Source organism: Streptomyces sp. NPDC020898 (assembly GCF_044333925.1).
GTDB lineage: Bacteria > Actinomycetota > Actinomycetes > Streptomycetales > Streptomycetaceae > Streptomyces.
On the sequence record NZ_JBIRRV010000001.1, the window covers coordinates 585338 to 603489 of the forward strand.

8 protein-coding genes, 1 other RNA gene and 1 pseudogene are annotated in these 18152 nt (G+C 68.4%); 6 read left to right on the forward strand and 4 right to left on the reverse strand.

Annotated elements, in window-relative coordinates:
* The first annotated feature begins 137 nt into the window (after positions 1–137).
* The gene (locus ACH4TV_RS02580; protein ID WP_398393449.1) at positions 138–734 is read left to right on the forward strand and encodes a hypothetical protein; all 597 of its coding nucleotides are present in this window, start codon (positions 138–140) and stop codon (positions 732–734) included.
* Here ACH4TV_RS02580 and ACH4TV_RS02585 read toward each other — a convergent pair.
* Positions 694–3891, reverse strand: a complete 3198-nt coding sequence (locus tag ACH4TV_RS02585) for a DNRLRE domain-containing protein (RefSeq protein WP_398393451.1) — start codon at positions 3889–3891, stop codon at positions 694–696. The two genes, ACH4TV_RS02580 and ACH4TV_RS02585, sit on opposite strands and share 41 nt — an antisense overlap.
* Before the next feature lie 594 nt (positions 3892–4485).
* On the opposite strand from ACH4TV_RS02585, the gene ACH4TV_RS02590 reads away from it, so the two are divergent.
* The 4 genes from ACH4TV_RS02590 (at position 4486) to ACH4TV_RS02605 (ending at position 14355) form a co-directional block, all read left to right on the forward strand.
* Entirely contained in the window at positions 4486–12423 is a 7938-nt protein-coding gene (locus ACH4TV_RS02590; RefSeq protein WP_398393453.1) for a polymorphic toxin-type HINT domain-containing protein, read from the forward strand.
* 40 nt (positions 12424–12463) lie between these two features.
* Positions 12464–12889 (forward strand): hypothetical protein, encoded by a 426-nt coding sequence (locus ACH4TV_RS02595; RefSeq protein WP_398393455.1) that lies wholly within the window; start codon positions 12464–12466, stop codon positions 12887–12889.
* A gap of 549 nt (positions 12890–13438) precedes the next feature.
* Positions 13439–13789 carry a type II toxin-antitoxin system Phd/YefM family antitoxin gene (locus ACH4TV_RS02600; RefSeq protein ID WP_398393457.1) on the forward strand — a complete coding sequence of 117 codons (351 nt, stop codon included), beginning with the start codon at positions 13439–13441 and terminating at the stop codon, positions 13787–13789.
* Positions 13786–14355 (forward strand): Fic/DOC family protein, encoded by a 570-nt coding sequence (locus ACH4TV_RS02605; protein WP_398393459.1) that lies wholly within the window; start codon positions 13786–13788, stop codon positions 14353–14355. Before ACH4TV_RS02600 ends, ACH4TV_RS02605 begins: the two co-directional genes overlap by 4 nt.
* 889 nt (positions 14356–15244) lie before the next feature.
* Here the strand turns inward: ACH4TV_RS02605 and ACH4TV_RS02610 are convergent.
* On the reverse strand, positions 15245–15631 hold the full coding sequence (locus ACH4TV_RS02610) for a winged helix-turn-helix transcriptional regulator (RefSeq protein ID WP_398393461.1): 387 nt from the start codon (positions 15629–15631) through the stop codon (positions 15245–15247).
* Positions 15632–15851: 220 nt separating this feature from the next.
* On the opposite strand from ACH4TV_RS02610, the gene ACH4TV_RS02615 reads away from it, so the two are divergent.
* Positions 15852–16760, forward strand: coding sequence for an NADP-dependent oxidoreductase (locus tag ACH4TV_RS02615; RefSeq protein ID WP_398393463.1), 909 nt, complete (start codon positions 15852–15854; stop codon positions 16758–16760).
* A gap of 64 nt (positions 16761–16824) precedes the next feature.
* On the opposite strand, the gene rnpB is transcribed toward ACH4TV_RS02615, so the two are convergent.
* Both rnpB and ACH4TV_RS02625 read right to left on the reverse strand, forming a co-directional pair.
* Positions 16825–17254, reverse strand: an RNA gene (gene rnpB / locus ACH4TV_RS02620) — RNase P RNA component class A.
* Positions 17255–17321: 67 nt separating this feature from the next.
* A pseudogene (locus ACH4TV_RS02625) lies at positions 17322–18152 on the reverse strand (DMT family transporter); the annotation flags it as partial.

Below are 18152 nucleotides of genomic sequence, written 5' to 3' on the forward strand. Positions count from 1 at the left end.
TCAACGGCAGCGGCCTGTCCTCGCACACCTGCCGGCTCCTCAACGTCGCACTGAGCCGGGCGCAGGACCACCTCGTCGTCCTTGCGGACGTCGAGCATCTGCGTGAGCACCTGCCCGTCGGCAGCGAGGCGCTGCGCATGCTCGATCACCTGGAAGCGAACGCGCAGTGCATGTCCGTGGACCAGCTCATCCCGGTCCGTGACGCGGCCCAGCTTTCGGCCCTGTCCGACGAGGAACTGGCCCGGCCCGCGTTCCTCCCCGCAGACGAGGACGGCGGGGACCCGGAGCACAAGGAGTGCCGCGAAGCAGCGGCCTCCGCTGCCCACCTGGTGGTGACGTCACTGGTCCTCGCGGAACTCGTCTACCTCCTAAGCACGCGGATCAGCCCGGAAGCCGCGCAGGGGGCACTGGCGCACGTCCGCGACCGCGTCGCCGTCCGGCGGTACGCGGTGCCCGAAATCGAGCCGCACCTCTCGACCGCGCTGGTGACGATGCGGCGGTATCCGCAGATCGGCCTCACGGACACCCTGAACGTGGTCATGGCGGCCAAGTACCACACGGACTCGATGGCAGGCCGTCGCGGACGGCGGCGCCCCCTCGTAGCCGTACAGAAAAGGGCTGAGCCCCTGGCGCCGCGCGAATCGCGCGGCGCCAGGGGCTCACTCCCCCGTACAAGCCCAACGGCCGATCACCTCACCCGAACGCCAACTTCTCGTTCCACCCAGACCCAATAACCGTCTTGACCGCCCCGTTGGCCCAGTTGGTCGCCGGGTGGTAGACGGACAGATGCCCGTCCGACGTGAATCGAGCCCAGATATCGGGAATCCCGTCCCCGTTGATGTCCGGGATCCCAATCGCCGCGTTGACGTTGGCCTCCGTCCAGGAGGTGCCGAAGGACTCGTCCCCGTTGACGGCATTCGAGCCCAGCATCAAGGAGTTGAGATCGACGCTGCCTGTCGCCGTGCCGGGCTTGCCGCGGCGGAGGTACATGTTGCCGTTGTCCAAATTCCGCCACAGCAGGTCGGCCACGCCGTCCTTGTTCATGTCGGCCAGGTTGACGATGTCGCGGCGGGACCAGGCGTCGGGGTTCATCATCGTGGCCGTCTGGATGCTGCCGCCGGTGTAACCGGACAGCACCCAGAAACCCGCGGCCGTGCGCAGCACCAGGTCCGGCAGCTTGTCGCCGGTGATGTCGCCGAGGGCCTTCAGCTGGGTCCACGTAGATGGCGCCGGTGTGTTCGACGGGAGGCGGATCTTCATCCGTTGGGCGACGTCGAACGAGCCGTAGCCGTCGCCGGGGTAGAGCCAGAAGCCGCCGTCCGGGGTGCGGGCGAAGAGGTCCGTGGTGCCGTCGCCCGGGTAGGTGTCCTGGTAGTGGGCGATCAGCGCGGCCTTGTTGCCGAGGGTCGAGGCGGCGTCGTACCAGTGGCCCGGTGGGTTCAGCACGGTCGTGCCGTCGGCGTTCTTGGCGTACGAGGACGTCAGTTGGCCGTACAGCTCGCCGTCCGGCTTCTGGCCCGGGTAGGTCTTCAGGGCGCCGGCCGCGTCGATGACGAGCAGGTCGGGGGTGCCGTCGCCGCCCGTGTCACCGGGGGTGTCGGCGTTCTCCTTCGGCGGGACGTACGTCGTGTAGTCCGTGCGCACGCTCGCGTTGCCGAGGCTGTCGTAGGCGTAGACCTGGAGGGTGTTGGGGCCGGCGTTCAGCGGCCGCAGGTCGGGGATGGTGGCGACGCCGTCGGCGTTGGCGTTGACCGAGAGCGGGGCGACCCCGCCCCACGCGTACTGGAACCTCACGGCGCCCGGCGAGTCGAAGGTGATCGGCCCGGTCGTGCCGAACTTCACCGTCGCCCAGGTGGAGCCGTTCGCGGTGGCTTCGAGGAACACGTCGCTGGTGACGGTGGGCTGGGAGGGGCCGCTCGGGTCGACCGTGATGCGGCAGGGCTCGGTGCCCGGCGGGTAGTTGGTGGACACCGCGTTCGCCAGGTCCTGGCCCAGGGCGTCCCAGGAGAACGTGGTGTTGGCGGTGATGTCCTTCAGCCGTGCGTCGGTGACCGGGATCGTGAGCGAGGCGGTGCCGCCGGACGCGCCGATGGTGACGTACGTGCCGGCCGGGACCGTACCGCCGGTCTTCCAGAACCGGAAGCGGACCTTGCTCATGTTGTTGTCGGGGTCCTTGGCGGTCACCGACAGGGTGATGTTGGTCTTGCCGACCGTCACGCCCGCGCCCGGTCCGGGCGTGCAGGCGCCGCCGGGCTTCGAGACACCCTTGGTGGGCTCCGACGGAGGGCGGTTGTAGACGGCCTCGACGGTCGCCGAGGTCGCCTTGAACTTGCGCCAGGTCTGGGTGTCCGACTCGCTGGAGGCCCGCATACCGAGGGTGAGGGTCGAGTGGCCCCTGTCCGTGGCGTACTGGGCGGCGTCCTTGACGTTGAAGGCCTCGTAGTCGTCGGGGCAGGAGCTCGCCGACCAGCCGTGTGCGAAGGACCTGCGCTGGAGTTCGTCGGACCAGGCCGGCTGCGCGTTCCAGGTCGTGCCCGACGAGATCGAGCCGGTGCGCCAGATCTGGAACTCGCGGGTGGTGCACGACCAGGAGTGGTTGTTGAGCACCATGAAGGTGGCGCTGGTGATCTCCGCACCCTTGATGCTGCTGAACCAGTCCATCCGCCAGAAGGAACGGGCGGTGCCGCCGGTGTCGTCCTCGTGGCCGACGCGGGCGTCGGAGGTGCCGGAGGAGAAGTTGGTGCCGTTGAAGAAACTGGTGCTGGGGTACGGCTTGTAGGCCACCGTCCACGCGTCCCAGCCGGGGTTCAGCGGCGGGTCGACGAACAGCGGGTACGTGACGCCCTTGCGGTCGGCCAGGCCGGTGGCGGCGAAGCCGAGGCCGAGCCGGGCGTCGTGGGTGTTCTCTCCGGCCAGGGTGATCGGCAGCGGCGTGGAGTGGGCGCCGGGCTCGATGCCGGTCAGGCCCGACAGCTTCAGCACGTCGGCCGGGGTGGTGACCGTCGTACGGTTCGGGGTGCCCGGGGGCAGCTCGGGGTCACGGCCGCTGGAGTCCCACGCGAACGGCGTCGGGATCGAGCCGACCTCCTTGCCGGCCTTGTCCAGGACCTGGACCCGGCTGGCCTTGCGGTCCTGCCGGAACACGGCGGTGTCGGAGCGCAGCCCGTACGTGACGGTCTTCAGCGCCTCCTGCCGTGCGGCCTCGGGGGTCTTGACGATGAGGACCTGCGCCATACCGCCCTCTTCGCGGGCCACGAGCAGCAGGTCCACGTCGGGCAGCACCTCGGAGTAGAGGGCGCGCGGTCCGTCCAGCACCGGCTCGGGCAGGGCGCCCGGCCAGGTGTACGCGACGGTGTGCTCGCCGAGTTCCACCTCGGCGAGCACCGTGTCACCCGGCGTCTCGGCGCGGGCGAACGACCGGTCGGCGCGGGCCTTTCGAGCGGTGCCGCTCGCGAAGCGGACCGGGACGACGGGGTTCGCGGGTGCGACGCCGAGTCCGCGGGGGGCCTCGGCCGTCCGCTGCAGTTTGTTGTCGACGGGGGTCCACTTGCCCGCGGCGTTCTTCACCCGGGTCGGCGCGGCCGTGATCCGGGTCTTGAACTGTCCGTCGGGCAGCGCCCAGGTCAGCGCGGTGGCCGTGGTCGCCGTGTCGACGAGCACCTGCTTGCCGGTGCGCGCGGCCTGGGCCATCGCGGTGGCCTCGTCGCGCGGGCCGGTCGAGGCGCGGGTGACGTCGGTCGTGCCGCCGCCGGCGGCGGTCGGCGGGGTGTCGTCAGGCTGCCACCACGGCAGCAGGGCAGCGGTCAGGGCGGCCAGCACGAGGCCGAGGGTCAACGACAGCCGTGTGCGCGTGCGCACGAATGGACTGAGAAAACGGGGCGGCGCGGTCACGGCGGTCTACTCCCGTGGGAACCAAGCGAATTGAGGGCAACTAGGGCAATGGGGGCAACGCAGACAGCCCCGATCGGTGATCCGTGGGGCGGAAGGCGGGCATACGATCACACATTCGCCGTATCGCGTCCATGTGTGAAGAAGTTAAGGATCTGTTATGAACAGACGAAACTGATGTGACGGTGTGTCAACTATGTCCGGTTCAGGGCCTTTCCAGGGTCGCATTGACCATGATCAAGCGTTTCCTCCGATCCGCCTGATGGGTCGTCGACATGACGGTCTGATCCACTTCGCCCCGTGACACGGATCACTTTTCGGTGCGTTCCGGCCACTTGGCCGATCTTGAATTGTGCAACGGACATGACAGAGAGTGCGCACGCACGCGCCTGAGCCATCTGAGCCGGGCGTGTGCTCTTCGGTGTTTGCGCACCTGGTCCGTTGAATGAATTGCCACGGTGGGAGTCGACGCGTATGCGTGCTTCAGGTCCACTGTCATGGCTGGGGCGTAGACGCTCAGCCCTGACAGAGTCACAACGAAGGCGTCGGCGGCGAAGCCGCACGGCGACCATCCTTCTGCTGTCCTCGACGCTGACGGTGACCAGCCTGGGCGGGGAGGCGTTCGCCGTCCCCGGCCCCGACATGAGCCGCGAGAAGACGATCGCCGAGGTCGACCTCCCGGACCTGCCGGAGGCCACCGAGGTCGACGGCGACGAAGCCGCGGACAAGACCCTCACCCTGGCTCCCCAGAACCCGGTCGTCCCGTACACGGCCGACGCCGTCGCACCGTGGACCTCCGGCACCGGCAGCGCCACGCTCTTGGCGACCAGTGAGCCCGGCGCCACCGTGCCGGTCACCAACAACCTGCCGGTCGCCATCGGTGTCCCCGAGGGCGGCGACCCCGCCGCCCTCGCAGGCGACTGGACCGTGGGCGTGGCCCCGCAGACGACCTCGCAGGACGCGGGCGTCTCCGGCATCGTCATGAAGCTCACCCCGCCGGCCACGGTCGACCCGGCCGCCGAAGTGGCGATCAGCATCGACACCACGGGCTTCGCCGACCTCTACGGACCGCAGGCCGCCGACCGCTTCGGTCTGATGCTGCTGCCCGAGTGCGTCTACTCCTCGCCCACCGAAGGCGACTGCGCCGACGGCGCCGCCGGCGGCATGACCACCATGTCCCTCTCTCAGGAGGACAAGGAGGGCAAGGGGGACAAGGACGTCAGGAACGGCAAGGAGAACTTCCAGCGGCTGAGCAGCACGGTGGAGACCGTGGCGGCCAAGGACGCGCCCACCAGGTCCACCGCGGCCAAGAACGCCAAGAACCGCAAGATCCTCGGCGGCAGCATCCCGGTCTCCAGCCTCGTCGGCGAGGGCTTCGTCCCCGCCGAGCCGACGCAGGCGACGCACGCCTCCTACCGGGACGGCGTCCAGCCCGTGGTCGCCGCGAACGGCGGCGCCGCCGTCGGCGGTCTCGACATCGGCTCGTCGGTGTCCGGTGACTTCACGGCCTCACCGCTGCTGTCCTCCGGCTCCTGGTCGTCGGGCTCGTCCTCCGGTGCCTTCACCTACTCGTACCAGGCCCAGGTCCCGGAGACCGCCGGCGGCCTGATGCCGAAGGTCGGACTGGCGTACTCCTCGCAGTCCGTCGACGGCCGCACGTCCTCGACGAACAACCAGGCCTCCTGGATCGGCGACGGCTGGGACTACAACGCGGGTTCCATCACCCGTACGTACGCCAACTGCCGTCAGGACTCCAAGAAGGCGGGCGCGAACAACTCCACGCACCGCACCGCGGACCTGTGCTGGGGCTCGGAGAACGCCACCCTCTCCCTCGGCGGCATGACCACCGAGCTGGTCTGGGACGCGACCAAGGGCAAGTGGTTCACGGCCAACGGCGACGGCTCCACCGTCCAGTTGGTCAAGGGCGAGGCCACCGGCAACGGCGCCAAGGACGGTGAGTACTGGGTCGTCACCACCAAGGACGGCATCAAGTACCACTTCGGCAAGAACAAGCTCCCGGGCTGGTCCGACCGCGGCACCGCCGCCGACGACCCGACCACCGACTCGGTGCTGACGGTCCCGGTCTACGGCAACCACTCCGACGAGGACTGCTACAAGGGCCCGACGACCACCGACTGGACCAACTCCCACTGCACGCAGGGCTGGCGCTGGGGCCTCGACTACGTCGAGGACGTCCACGGCAACGCGATGTCGCTGTGGTGGAAGAAGGACCAGAACTACTACGCCCGGAACTTCAACTTCAAGGCTCCGGTCGTCTACGACCGCGACGGCTGGCTCGACCACATCGACTACGGCCAGCGCAGCAACAGCATCTACACGGAGACCGCCCCCGCCCGGGTCGGCTTCGCGGTGGAGGAGCGCTGCTACACCGTCGACGACGTCACCTGTTCCGAGACCAACTTCACGTCCAAGGACCCGCGCAACTACCGGCCCTGGTTCGACACCCCGGCCGACCTGCGCTGCGAGTCCGGCAAGAAGTGCTGGAACGCGGGCCCGACCTTCTGGACCCGTAAGCGCCTCGACAAGATCACGACCTCGGCCCAGCGGCGCACCGACACCGCCGCCCGCCAGGTCGTCGACGAGTACCAGCTGAAGCAGAGCTTCGCCAAGCTCAGGACCGGCCCGAACACCGCCCTGTGGCTGGAGTCCGTCCAGCGCACCGGCTACGCCCGCAACGGCACCACCGACGCGAAGGTCGCCCTCAACTCGGTGCGGTTCGAGTCCAACGCGGAGGACATGCCCAACCGGGTCAAGGCGGTCAACGCACACCGTCCCGGCTTCTCCCGGCTCCGCATCACCCGCGTCGTCAACGAGTACGGCGGCGAGACCATCGTCCGGTACAAGCCGGCCGAGGGCGACTGCCTCACCGGCAACCTGCCCCTGCTCGACCAGCAGTCCGGCGAGACCCGCGCCGAGGCCATGGCCCGGCTGCAGGGCCAGTTGAAGACGAACAACCGCCTGTGCTATCCGTCGTTCTGGAACCCCGACCCCGAGGTCGAGGACATCGACTGGTTCCACAAGTACGTCGTGGACACCGTCGAGGAACTGCCCAACATCGACGGCAACTTCACCACCAGGACGGAGTACAGGTACAAGAACCCGGCCTGGAAGCTCGCCGAGGCCGAGTTCAGCAAGAAGTCGCAGCGCACCTACTCCCAGTTCGCGGGAGTCGAGCAGACCACGGTCCTGACGGGCCCGGTCAACGACGAAGGCACCCCGGACACCGCCGGTCAGCGTTCCAAGGCCGTCACCCGCTTCTTCCGGGGCCTCGGCGACACCGTGTCCGTGAAGGACATCACGGGCGCCGAGATAGCCAAGGACGAGGAGCCGTTCGCCGGCCGGATCGCCGAGGAGCTCAGCTACACCGACTCCACCAAGGCCGACTCCGACTGGCTGACCCGCTCCATCACCAAGCCCGAGGCGACCGAGCTCGCCAAACGCGACCGCGAAGACGGCCTGACCCCGCTGCGGGCCTGGCGGGTAACGGAGCCCGAGGAGATCGCGTACACCAAGTCGTCCGGCACCAACTCCGACGACACGCGCACGGTGCGCTCGGTGCGGACGACGACGACGTACGACCCGACGTACGGTCTGCCGACCCTGGTGGAGTCCCTGGGCGACGCCGCGGCGACCAAGACCGGTGACGAGTCCTGCACGAAGTCCGAGTACGTGCACCAGACCGCCAGAAACCTGATCGGTCTCAGCAAGCAGGTCCTCGTCTCGCCGACCACCTGCGCCAACGCGAACTGGAGCGACCTCACCACGCTGAGCGGGGCCACCCGCACCGCGTACGACGGCGGGGCCTACGGCGCGGCGCTCGCCGCGGACACCCGTGGTCTGGCGACGGAGACCTGGTCCCTCAACGGCACCGGCACCGGCTTCCAGACCAACGGGACGAGAGGCTTCGACGCGGTCGGCCGTGTCATCCGGCAGACCGACCCGGACCAGCTGAACCAGCAGCTGTCGAAGTCCTCCACGATCACCTACGCCTCCGAGGGACCAGCCACGGGGCAGGTCTTCAAGGTCACCACGACCAACCTCCTCGGTCACAGCCAGATCCAGGAGCTGGAGCCGGGGCGCTCGACCACGCTGAGGACCACGGACGCCAACGGGCACGTGAGCGAGGCGAAGTACGACCCGCTGGGCCGGCTCTCCGAGGCCTGGGCCGCGGGCCGTACCCCCGGCAACGGCATACCGGACTTCCGCGCGGTCTACACGATCCCGCCGGAGGAGACCGACCCGGACGACAGCAACATCAAGATCCGCAGGCCTCCGTACGTCACCACCTACACACGTGGCTACCAGGACCGGATCGAGACCTCCGTCACCCTCTACGACGGCCTCGGCCGCGAGCGTCAGACGCAGGAGGAGGCCGACAACGACTCCGGCTGGCTGATCACCGACACGCTGTACAACACGTCCGGTGAGGTCTACCAGACGAACAACGCCTACCTGACCCAGGAGGCCAAGCCGGGCGAGCTGTTCACCCCGGTCACCGACACGGCCGTCCCCAACATCACCCGCTACACCTACGACGGTCTCGGCCGCGTGCTCCAGGAAACCCCGTACATGAAGTACGAGGACCCGGTCACGAAGGAGTCCAGCTCGAAGGCGTACCCGGAGCGGGGTGTCCGCTACGAGTACGGCGAGGACTGGTCGAAGGTCATCCAGCCCGTGGGCGACTCGTCTTACCGCGTCTACACCGACGCGACGGGCCGGACCGTCCGCACGGACACCTTCAATCCGGCGGCTGCCGGCGGGTTCACGTCGACGCGTTACGAGTACAACGCGCACGGCCAGGTCGCGAAGGCCACCCCCTCGGCGGGCCAGACGCACCCGTGGTCGTGGACGTACGACCACAACGGCCGGATGGAGACGTCCACCGACCCCGACGCGGGTACGACCCGCGTGGAGTACGACGCCCGCGGCCGCGTCCTCACGACGGCCAACGCCCGTGGCATCAAGGTCTGGAACAGCTACGACGAACTGTCGCGCCCGAAGCAGCAGCGCCTGACCGGCTCGACCGGCACCGTGCTCGCCGACTTCACGTACGACACCGCACCGGGCGGCAAGGGCATGCCCGCCGGCGCCACGCGGTACACGGACACGCTGGCGTACACGCAGTCGATCGGCGGCTACACGAAGGACTACCAGCCGACGTCGACCACGGTGTCGCTGCCGCAGTCGATCGTCGACACGTGGGGCTTCGCCAAGGACTACAAGTACGAGTACGCGTACTCCGACACCGGAATGCTGGAGGAGCAGACCCTTCCGGCGGTGGGCGGGTTCGCCCCGGAGAAGCTCGTCGTCCGCTACAACAAGGACGGCAGGGCGCTCTCCGTCTCCGGCAAGGACTGGTACGGGGCGGAGACGGCCTACGACGCGTACGGTCAGGTCCTCCGCTCGACCCTGGGCGCCCAGCCGTACCGCGTCTGGACGCAGGCGTCGTACGACGAGGGCACCGGCGAGCTCAAGGAGCAGTCGGTCTACCGGGAGAAGTCCGGCACCGGCACGGACACCTCCGTCGTCGGCGGCAACCTGGTCTCCAACCGGGCATACACCTACGACCCGGCGGGCAACGTCACCTCGGTCGCGGAGAAGTCCGTCGGGATCGAGGAACGGCAGTGCTTCGTCTACGACCCGATGGGCCAGCTGAAGTCGGCCTGGACCTCCGACGACCAGGAGAACTGCACCACCCCGAAGGACGCCGACGGCACACTCAACGTCGCCGCCGGCAAGGACAACTCCGGCTACTGGCAGGAGTACGAGTACGACCTGCTCGGCAACCGCACCAAGCTGACCGAGAAGGACCTCACCGGGGCCACCGCCAAGGACGCCACCAGCAGCTACGCGTACGGCAAGGCGGACGGCACCCAGCCGCACACGCTCACCAAGGTGACGAAGACCTACACCACCCCCGCGGGTGCGCAGGTCAAGGCCGAGGCCACGCGCATGTACGAGCTGACCGGCGAGACCAAGTCGGTCACCTCGATCCAGAACGGAGACAAGCAGGACCTGACCTGGACTCCGGACGGCAAGGTCGACCGGATCACCGGTGCGGGCACCGGCGGCAAGACCCCGTACGTGGGCCTGGCCGACAAGTGCCTCGACCTGAAGTCCGGGACGACCACCGCCGGCCAGCCGATGCAGCTCTACCCCTGCAACGGCACGATGGCGCAGAACCTCAGGTTCACGCAGACCCCGGCTCCCGTCGGAGGGACACAGACCGACCCCGACCGGGGAACCCTGTCGCTCTACGACACCTGGTGCCTCCAGCCCGCCTCGAACGCGGCCGGGTCGGCGGTCCAGATCCAGAAGTGCGGCACCACCGCCGCGCAGGTGACCGCCCAGGAGCTGCAGCGGAACACGACCGGGCAGCTCACCCACAAGGCCTCGGGTCTGTGCCTGGCCGTCCAGGGGGCGAACTCGGCCAACTCCACACCGATCGTCCTGGCGACCTGTGACAGCTCGTCGTCCGCTCAGGTCTGGCAGCCGCAGAACGAGACCCGTCACATCTACGGCGCCGACAGCAACCGCCTGCTCACCATCAAGGGCAGGCAGGCCACGCTGCACCTGGACGAGGCCGAGGTCACCGTCCAGCGGGGCGGTGTGCTGGTCAACACCCAGCGCACCTACTCCGCCCCCGGCGGCGCGGTCATGCGCTACGCCTACGGCACCGGTTCGGAGACCCTGGTCGCCCAGACCTCGGACCACCAGGGCAGTGCGTACGCGGAGGTCGCCCTCAACGGCGGCATGTCGGTGCGCATCCGCAAGCAGGACCCCTTCGGCAACGAGCGCGGCACCGCTGGTGCCAACCTGCAGAACCACAAGGGATTCCTCGGCAAGACCAAGGACGACGCCTCCGGCTTCCAGCCGCTCGGCGCACGTATGTACGACCCGGTGGTCGGACGCTTCCTGTCCGTCGACCCGGTGCTCGACCCGAACGACCCGCTGCAGTCCAACGGGTACTCCTACGCGCAGAACAACCCGGTCACGTACTCCGACCCGACCGGTCTGGCGATCAGCCTGACCGCCTCGGAGAAGAGCGCGGCCCTCGCGGGCGCGGGTCTGTCACCGTCGCAGGTCGCGCAGGCACAGGCCATGATGGGCAAGTCGCTGTCCTCGGTGATCCTCGCGATCGCCTGGGAGACGCTGAAGGACTTCGTCGGCATCAACGACGCCATGGCCTGCTTCGGCGGTGACATGTGGTCCTGCGGCAGCCTGATCATCGGCGCGATCCCATGGACGAAGCTGGGCAAGATCCCGTCGGTCCTGAAGGCGATCAACCGCACCATCGACGCCATCCAGGCCTTCAAGGCCGCCAAGAGGGCCGCGGAGGCCGTCCTGAAGGCGGCCAAGGCCGCCGAGGCCGCCGCACTGCGGGCCAAGAAGGCGGCTATCGAGAAGGCGAAGAGAGAGGCCGCGCAAAGAGCCAAGAAGAAGGCGGCCGAAGCGGCCAAGAGAAAAGCCGACGAGGCTGCCGCCGCGAAGCGGAAGACGGGTAACCCGGCACAGAAGCAGGCGCAGGCCAAGGCGGCCCCGAAGGCTTCCTCCCACCCCGGTGGAGGCGGCAAGAGCTCCGGCGGGGGTGGCGGCGGCAAGTCCGGCGGTTCCTCCCGGAGCAACGGCGGCACCAGCGGCGGCGGAGGCTCGGGCAAGGCGGGCGACTCGCCCGGCTGCAACAGCTTCGTGCCCGGCACGAAGGTGCTGATGGCCGACGGCTCCACCAAGGCCATCGAGAAGGTCAGGACCGGCGACAAGGTCGTCGCGACGGACCCGAAGACCGGGGAGACCCGCGTCGAGACGGTCACCGCCGAGATCAAGGGCCAGGGCCTCAAGCACCTGGTCGAGCTCACCGTCGACACCGACGGCGGGGCCGGTTCGAAGACGGACCGGATCACGGCGACCGCCGAACACCCGTTCTGGGTCTCCGAGCTGGGCCGGTGGCTCGACGCCACCGACCTCAAGGCCGGTCAGTGGCTCAGGACCAGCGCCGGTACGCATGTCCAGATCACCGGAGTGCAACGCTGGACGTCGCTGGACTCCACGGTCCACAACCTGACCGTCGGCGACCTGCACACGTACTACGCGCTGGCGGGTGCGGCACCTGTCCTGGTTCACAACGACAGTTGCCCGACAGGCAGTGGCAACGGCAACACCCCGACCTATGTGGGCACGCCCAAGGACCCCGGGGTTCCGGAGCTCGTCGACGCGATCGAGGCCCGTTACCCTGGCCACGTGAAGGCGGTCGAGATCAAGATTGTCGGCGCGGACGGCAAGGACATCACCGACTTCGACATCGTGACCCGCAACGCGGTGATCCAGGTGAAGACCGGCACCGGCAAGGGCTCCGCCGGCGACCACGAGCGATACGAGTCGGCGACCGACCTACCGGTCATCAGTTTCATCTGGCCGAGCAAGAAGTTGAGGGGGTCGGTCGTCCAGAGTCAGGAAAGGGCGGGCCATATGGTCACGACCGATCTCGACGAGCTCCTGGCGGTGATCGCTCCATGAGGACCTTCATGAGGACCTCCATGAGAACGGGGAGGTAGCCATGTCCTGGCCTTCCGTGGTCCTGCTGGCGAGCGCACCCGAGTGCGCCGCCATCGAGGCCGAGGTGCGGTCCCTCGGAGTCGAGAAGGACCCGCTCAGTGCCGGAGACTTCCTGCACTGGAACGGAAACTCCTACGCTCTGAACTTCTCGGGCGACGTCCTCTCGGACTTCGAGCCCGATGAGGTCGAGGACGTACGGCGGAGAATCGGGGAAGAACCCCATGCGATCTACGTGTCCTGTCAGTCCATGGACGCGGCACGCATGTTCCTGTCCTCCGTCCTCCGGGGCTTCTCGGGCCTGATCGACACGAACCACGGCGACGTCGTCGAGTTCGCCGAGTTCGTCGATCTGGTCGAGAAGCATCCTCAGTGGGACTGGCGCCGAACGGAGATCGCCGAGCTCCTCGGGCGGCCGGGCGACGCCTAGACCCCGACGAGTCTTCCGCGAGTTTCCGCGAAACCAGGAAGGCCCCGCCGAACGGAGACGTTCGGCGGGGCCTTCCTGCATAGCCCTTCGCACACGACAAAAGGCCCCTGACCTGTGCCTTCGCTGGTCAAAGGCCCTGAGTGGGCAGACGAGTCGGGCTGTACGCCGGGGAGAGTCACCGCAACGCTATGACCTGCACAAACCTGCGGGGAGGACGTTTCCGTGGCTACCTTGATGGCTACGCAAGGAGGCGCCCCGCGCCGGAGCGGTCCGGACGAAGGCTTCGTCGTTCTCGGAGAGGCGGGTTCTGGTGGCCACCGAGGTGAGCGGTATGACCGCCGACATGGTGATCACCGAACTCAACCGGCGCGATGTACCAGGGGTCCGATTCAACCCCGCCGACATCGGCGAGGACCTCGCAGTCCCGGCTGGTGGCAGCCTCCGGGACGGGGTTGGGGATACCTCCAAGGCCGCCCGAGGCGGGACACTCACCGGAATCCGTACTAGAATCTGTACAGAATCAAGCCTCTATATGGGTACGGTGACAACATGGAGATCCCTGAGGTCGTGACCGTCAGCGACGCTCGCGCGAGACTGTCGCGGATCCTGACCGACCTGTCGGAGTCCGGCGCGGATGCCGACCCGGTCCTGATCGGCGCCCACCGCAAGCCCCAGGGCGTCCTCCTGTCCGTCGAGGCCTTCGAGGCGCTGAGCGGCCGAGCGGCACGACGTGCGGCCGTCGCCTCGGCCACCGGCTCCATCGAGGCCGAGGGGCTCCAGGCCTCCAATGCCTCAGACAGCGACACCGAGGCATACGTGAAAGGCGACCTCGACGCGGACACCCTTGTCGCCCGCGCGATCGCCCGCCACCGACAGACTTCGGAGCGGCGGGCCGGGTGAACGATCCGTACGCCATGCCCAACGGCGTGCTGCGCAACAAGCTCGGCATCACCGACCATCAGCCGCTCGCGGCAGCGGAAGCGGACATCACCCGGGCGCGCCTCGTCATGCTCGCCGAACGCCCCCTACCCGGCGCGTACGACCTCGGCCATCTCCAAGCGTTCCATGCTGCGATCTTCGGTGACATCTATCCGTGGGCAGGCGAGTTACGCACCGTGAACATCGCCAAGCGCACACCGTTCTGCCCGGCAAGAAACCTGGTGCCCTACGCCGGAGAGATCTTCGGCCGACTCGCCTCCTCCGGTCATCTGCAGAATCTCCACCGGCAGGCATTCGTCATCCAACTGGCCACGTTGTACGGCGACCTGAACGTCCTCCACCCGTTCCGCGAGGGCAACGGCCGTGCCCAGCGGGCGTTCCTTGTCCAACTCAGCGGCGACGCGGGATACGCCCTGAACTGGTCGGGCATGGACCCTCAACGCAACGAGGACGCCTCGGTGAAGAGCTTCCTCGGTGACAACAATCTGTTGGAGCAGCTACTCGACGAACTGGTCACCATGAGTTGACGCCCGTCATTCCGGCCGGCAAGGGAGCCCGGAACAGGGCGGCGCCCCTTGGGAACAGCCACGGGGAGCTGCACTCCGCGCATGTTTTTTCGGGGGCTAGTGTCCGGGGGCTAGTGGAAGCGGGTTTGATCTTCAGGTGGGGAATCCGCCGTGGGTTCAGGCCGCGCTGGGAGGAGAGCCCGCTCCTCGCCGAGCACGAGCCCTGGTTCATGCTCACGGAGAGGCCGACGCAGACCGAAAGGTCGCGACGGCGGAGCGAGTTGCCGGAGGCGGGGCCCGTACGGCGCTACATGCTGCGCGAGACGCGAGACGCGTGGCGCTCACACCGAACGGTACTCCCGCCGTCCCAGCGACTCAGAGCCACCCCGCGAACCGGAGAAGCGCCATGACCGGCTAGGCGTTCACCGGTGAGATCGATGCCGACGACTTCGGGAGCCGGGTCGTGCCCGCTGAGTCAGGTCCAGTCGAGAATCCTCCGCACAACGCCCGTTACTGCCCGTCCGATCCACCCGAACAGTCCTGCCGCCACGGTCACATCGGCTCCTGCCACGGCCGCGTCCGCCCGGGCCGACCCGGCGCGACACCCGGGACAGGAACGAGGCCAACGGCGCTTTCGCGCACCGCACTTCTTGCATATCGCCATGCTCCGATCCTCCTCGATCCTCGCCGTTCTGATCAACTGTCAGCCAGGTGGCTCGCGCGGGTGACCTATGGCAATCAGACCGGCCTGGGGGCAGACAGCCAGGAAGCATCGGTGGTGCTTATGTCTCCTGCGAAGAGGGACCCGCCGATGCTTCCGGAGGCGGCCGCACCGGCCCTGCACTCCCAGCTCGGTACAACAACAGCGGTACGGCTCATCCGGCGCGACACGCGCCAATGCAGTTTCGAGTCAGCCGACGGAGGAGAGGCCGCCCGAGCTGCCCTCGCGTGCGTCGAGTAACTCGTCCCAGTGCTCGGACGCCCATCGGCACGCGGCGGCCAGCGGCTCCAGCGTGCTGCGGCCCAGCGGTGTCAGCGCGTACTCCACCCGCAGTTTCGGGTCGGCGTGCACCGTGCGTGACACGAACCCGTTCCGCTCCAAGCCGCGGAGCGACTGGGTGAGCGCCTTCGGGGTGACGCGGCCCAGTGGCACGCGGAGTTCGGAGTATCTGCGCGGGCCGTCTTCCAGACAGCGGAGGACCAGGGGTGCCCATTTGTCACCGAAGCGGAAAGGCAGCAGCGAGGACGGGCACAGCTCGTCGAACAAGTCGGGTGGCAGCGGTGGCCGTTGCGTCATCGAGGGTCTCCCGTCACCGGTCTTGGTATCCAGATGGTGACCGACCTTCTGGATATCTTCCGGAGCATCGACTCAACGGCAGGTATTCCGACGACGGGCAAGATCGTGGTTTTCGGGGCGGGTGGCCGCCTGCCTGCTCGACAACCTCTTGCACCTCATCAGAGTAACGGGCGTCGAATGAACACCATCATTTCGACCTATAAAGGTAAGGCAGGACATTATGCGTGCAGCCCGCTTCCATGAATACGGCGGAGCGGAGAGCCTGGTGATCGAGCAGGCTCCCGAGCCCCACCCCGGACTTGGTGAGATACGTGTCCGTGTCGCGGCGGCCAGCATCAATCCCATCGACTGGAAGCTGCGCTCCGGCGCCCTGCACCAGCTGATTCCCCTGGAGCTGCCCGCCGTTCCAGGGCGCGACGCCGCCGGCGTGGTCGACGAAATCGGTGACGGAGTGCAGGGGGTGAGCATCGGCGACCGCGTCTTCGGGCTGGGCGGCGTCACCGGCGCAACCGCAGAGCTGGTCGTCCTCTCGGCCTGGGCCCACGCCCCCGACACGTGGAGCGACGAGCAGGCCGCGGGCGCCGGTCTCGCGTCCGTGACCGCGATGCGTGGCCTGAACGCGCTCGGCCCCCTCGCGGGGCGCACCCTCCTCGTCGAGGGCGCCGCCGGAGGCGTGGGCAGCGCGGCGGTCGAGATCGCCGTGGCACAAGGTGTCGGCACCGTGATCGGGACAGCCAGCGAACGCAACCACGAGTTCCTCACCTCTCTCGGCGCCGTTCCCACCACCTACGGCCCCGGCCTCGCGCAGCGCCTCACCACCCTCGCTCCGCACGGCGTCGACATCGTGCTCGACACCGCGGCCTCCGGATCCCTGGACGACCTCGTCGCGATCACGGGCGACCCGACACGCGTCGCGACCGTCGCCGACCACGCAGGCGGGCAGCGCCTGGGCACGCATGTGGTCAACGCGGACAACGACTCCACCCTCCTGTCCGCAGCCGCGGAACTGGGCCGGCAAGGCCGCTACTCACCCCGTATCGAACAGACCTACCCGTTGGAGCGGATCGCCGACGCCCACGCGCACGCCGAGCGCGGACGCACACGCGGAAAGATCGTGATCTGCATCTGAAGCGGGGACTTACAGAAAAAGGGCCCCTGACCAGCAACTTCCCTGGTCATGGGGCCCTAGGCGGCAGACGAGTCGGGCTGTACGCCGGGTTCTGTCGCCCGGTTGCCTCGCGGCGGCCGGGGAGACGGCCATCCATCTAGGGCCGGCGTTGCCGCCGGCCTCGTGCGGTCTACCCAAGGACTCGGGCGGGCAGCCCTCGAACGTCCTCGCAGAAGCACTTCGTATCTCTACAAGTGCTTCCTTTTGACCTTGCTCCGGGTGGGGTTTACCTAGCTGCCCAGGTCGCCCTGGGCACTGGTGGTCTCTTACACCACCGTTTCACCCTTACCGCGGCCGCCCTCTTAAAAGAGCACAGCCTCGGCGGTCTGTTTTCTGTGGCACTTTCCCGCGGGTCACCCCGGGTGGCCGTTAGCCATCACCCTGCCCTGTGGAGCCCGGACGTTCCTCGGGGAGCGCCCCCGAAGGGGAGTCCACGCGGCCGTCCGCCCGGCTCGTCTGCCGTGTCGACCATGCTACCGGGCGTCCGTCGCGCCGCGGTCCAGTGGCCGTCGCGAGGACGGAGCCCGCCAGGATCAGCGCGAAGGCGGCGAGGATGCCGGCCGTCAGCGGCTCGTCCAAAAACACGGCGCCCGCGGCCACCGCGACCGCGGGATTGACGTACGTGAACACCGTGGCCCGGGTCGGGCCGACCTCCTTGATCAGCTCCAGGAACGCCACGAAGGCGAGGGCGGTGCAGACCACACCGAGGACGGCCAGGGCGGTCAGTACCTCGGCGGACGGAAGGGCGGCCGGGCGCGTGACCACTGCCGCCGGGGCGTAGACCAGGGCCGCGAGCGCCAGGCAGGGCGCCGTGAGGTGGAGCGAGGGGACGTCCTTCAGGTAGCGCGCCGCTATCAGCGGGGCCGTGGCGTAGCCGACCACCGTCACCAGCACCTCCGCCAGCGAGCGGGCGTCGCCGCCGGTCAGGTGCGGGACGGTCAGGACCGCGACGCCCGCCAGGCCCAGGGTCAGGCCGGTGAGCCGGCGGCCCCCGAGCCTCTCCGTACTGCCGAAGAAGCGGGCCAGCGCGACCCCGACGATCGGTACGCCCGCGATCAGCAGGCCCGCCGTGGAGCTGGAGAGGTGCCGTTCCGCGTCCGTCAGGGTCCACCACGGGCCGATGACCTCGATGACCGCGAAGACGAGCATCGGACGCCAGTTCGTTCGTACCGTTCGCGGCAGGCCGCCCTGGCGGACGGCGAACGGGAGCAGGATGAGCGCGCCCAGCAGACAGCGGGTGAACACCACCGTCGACGGCGACAGATCCGCCTCCACCGCCACCTTGATCAGCAGATAGGGGATGCCCCAGACGACTCCCATCAGGGAGAACAACAACCAGCCGCGTGCAGTCAT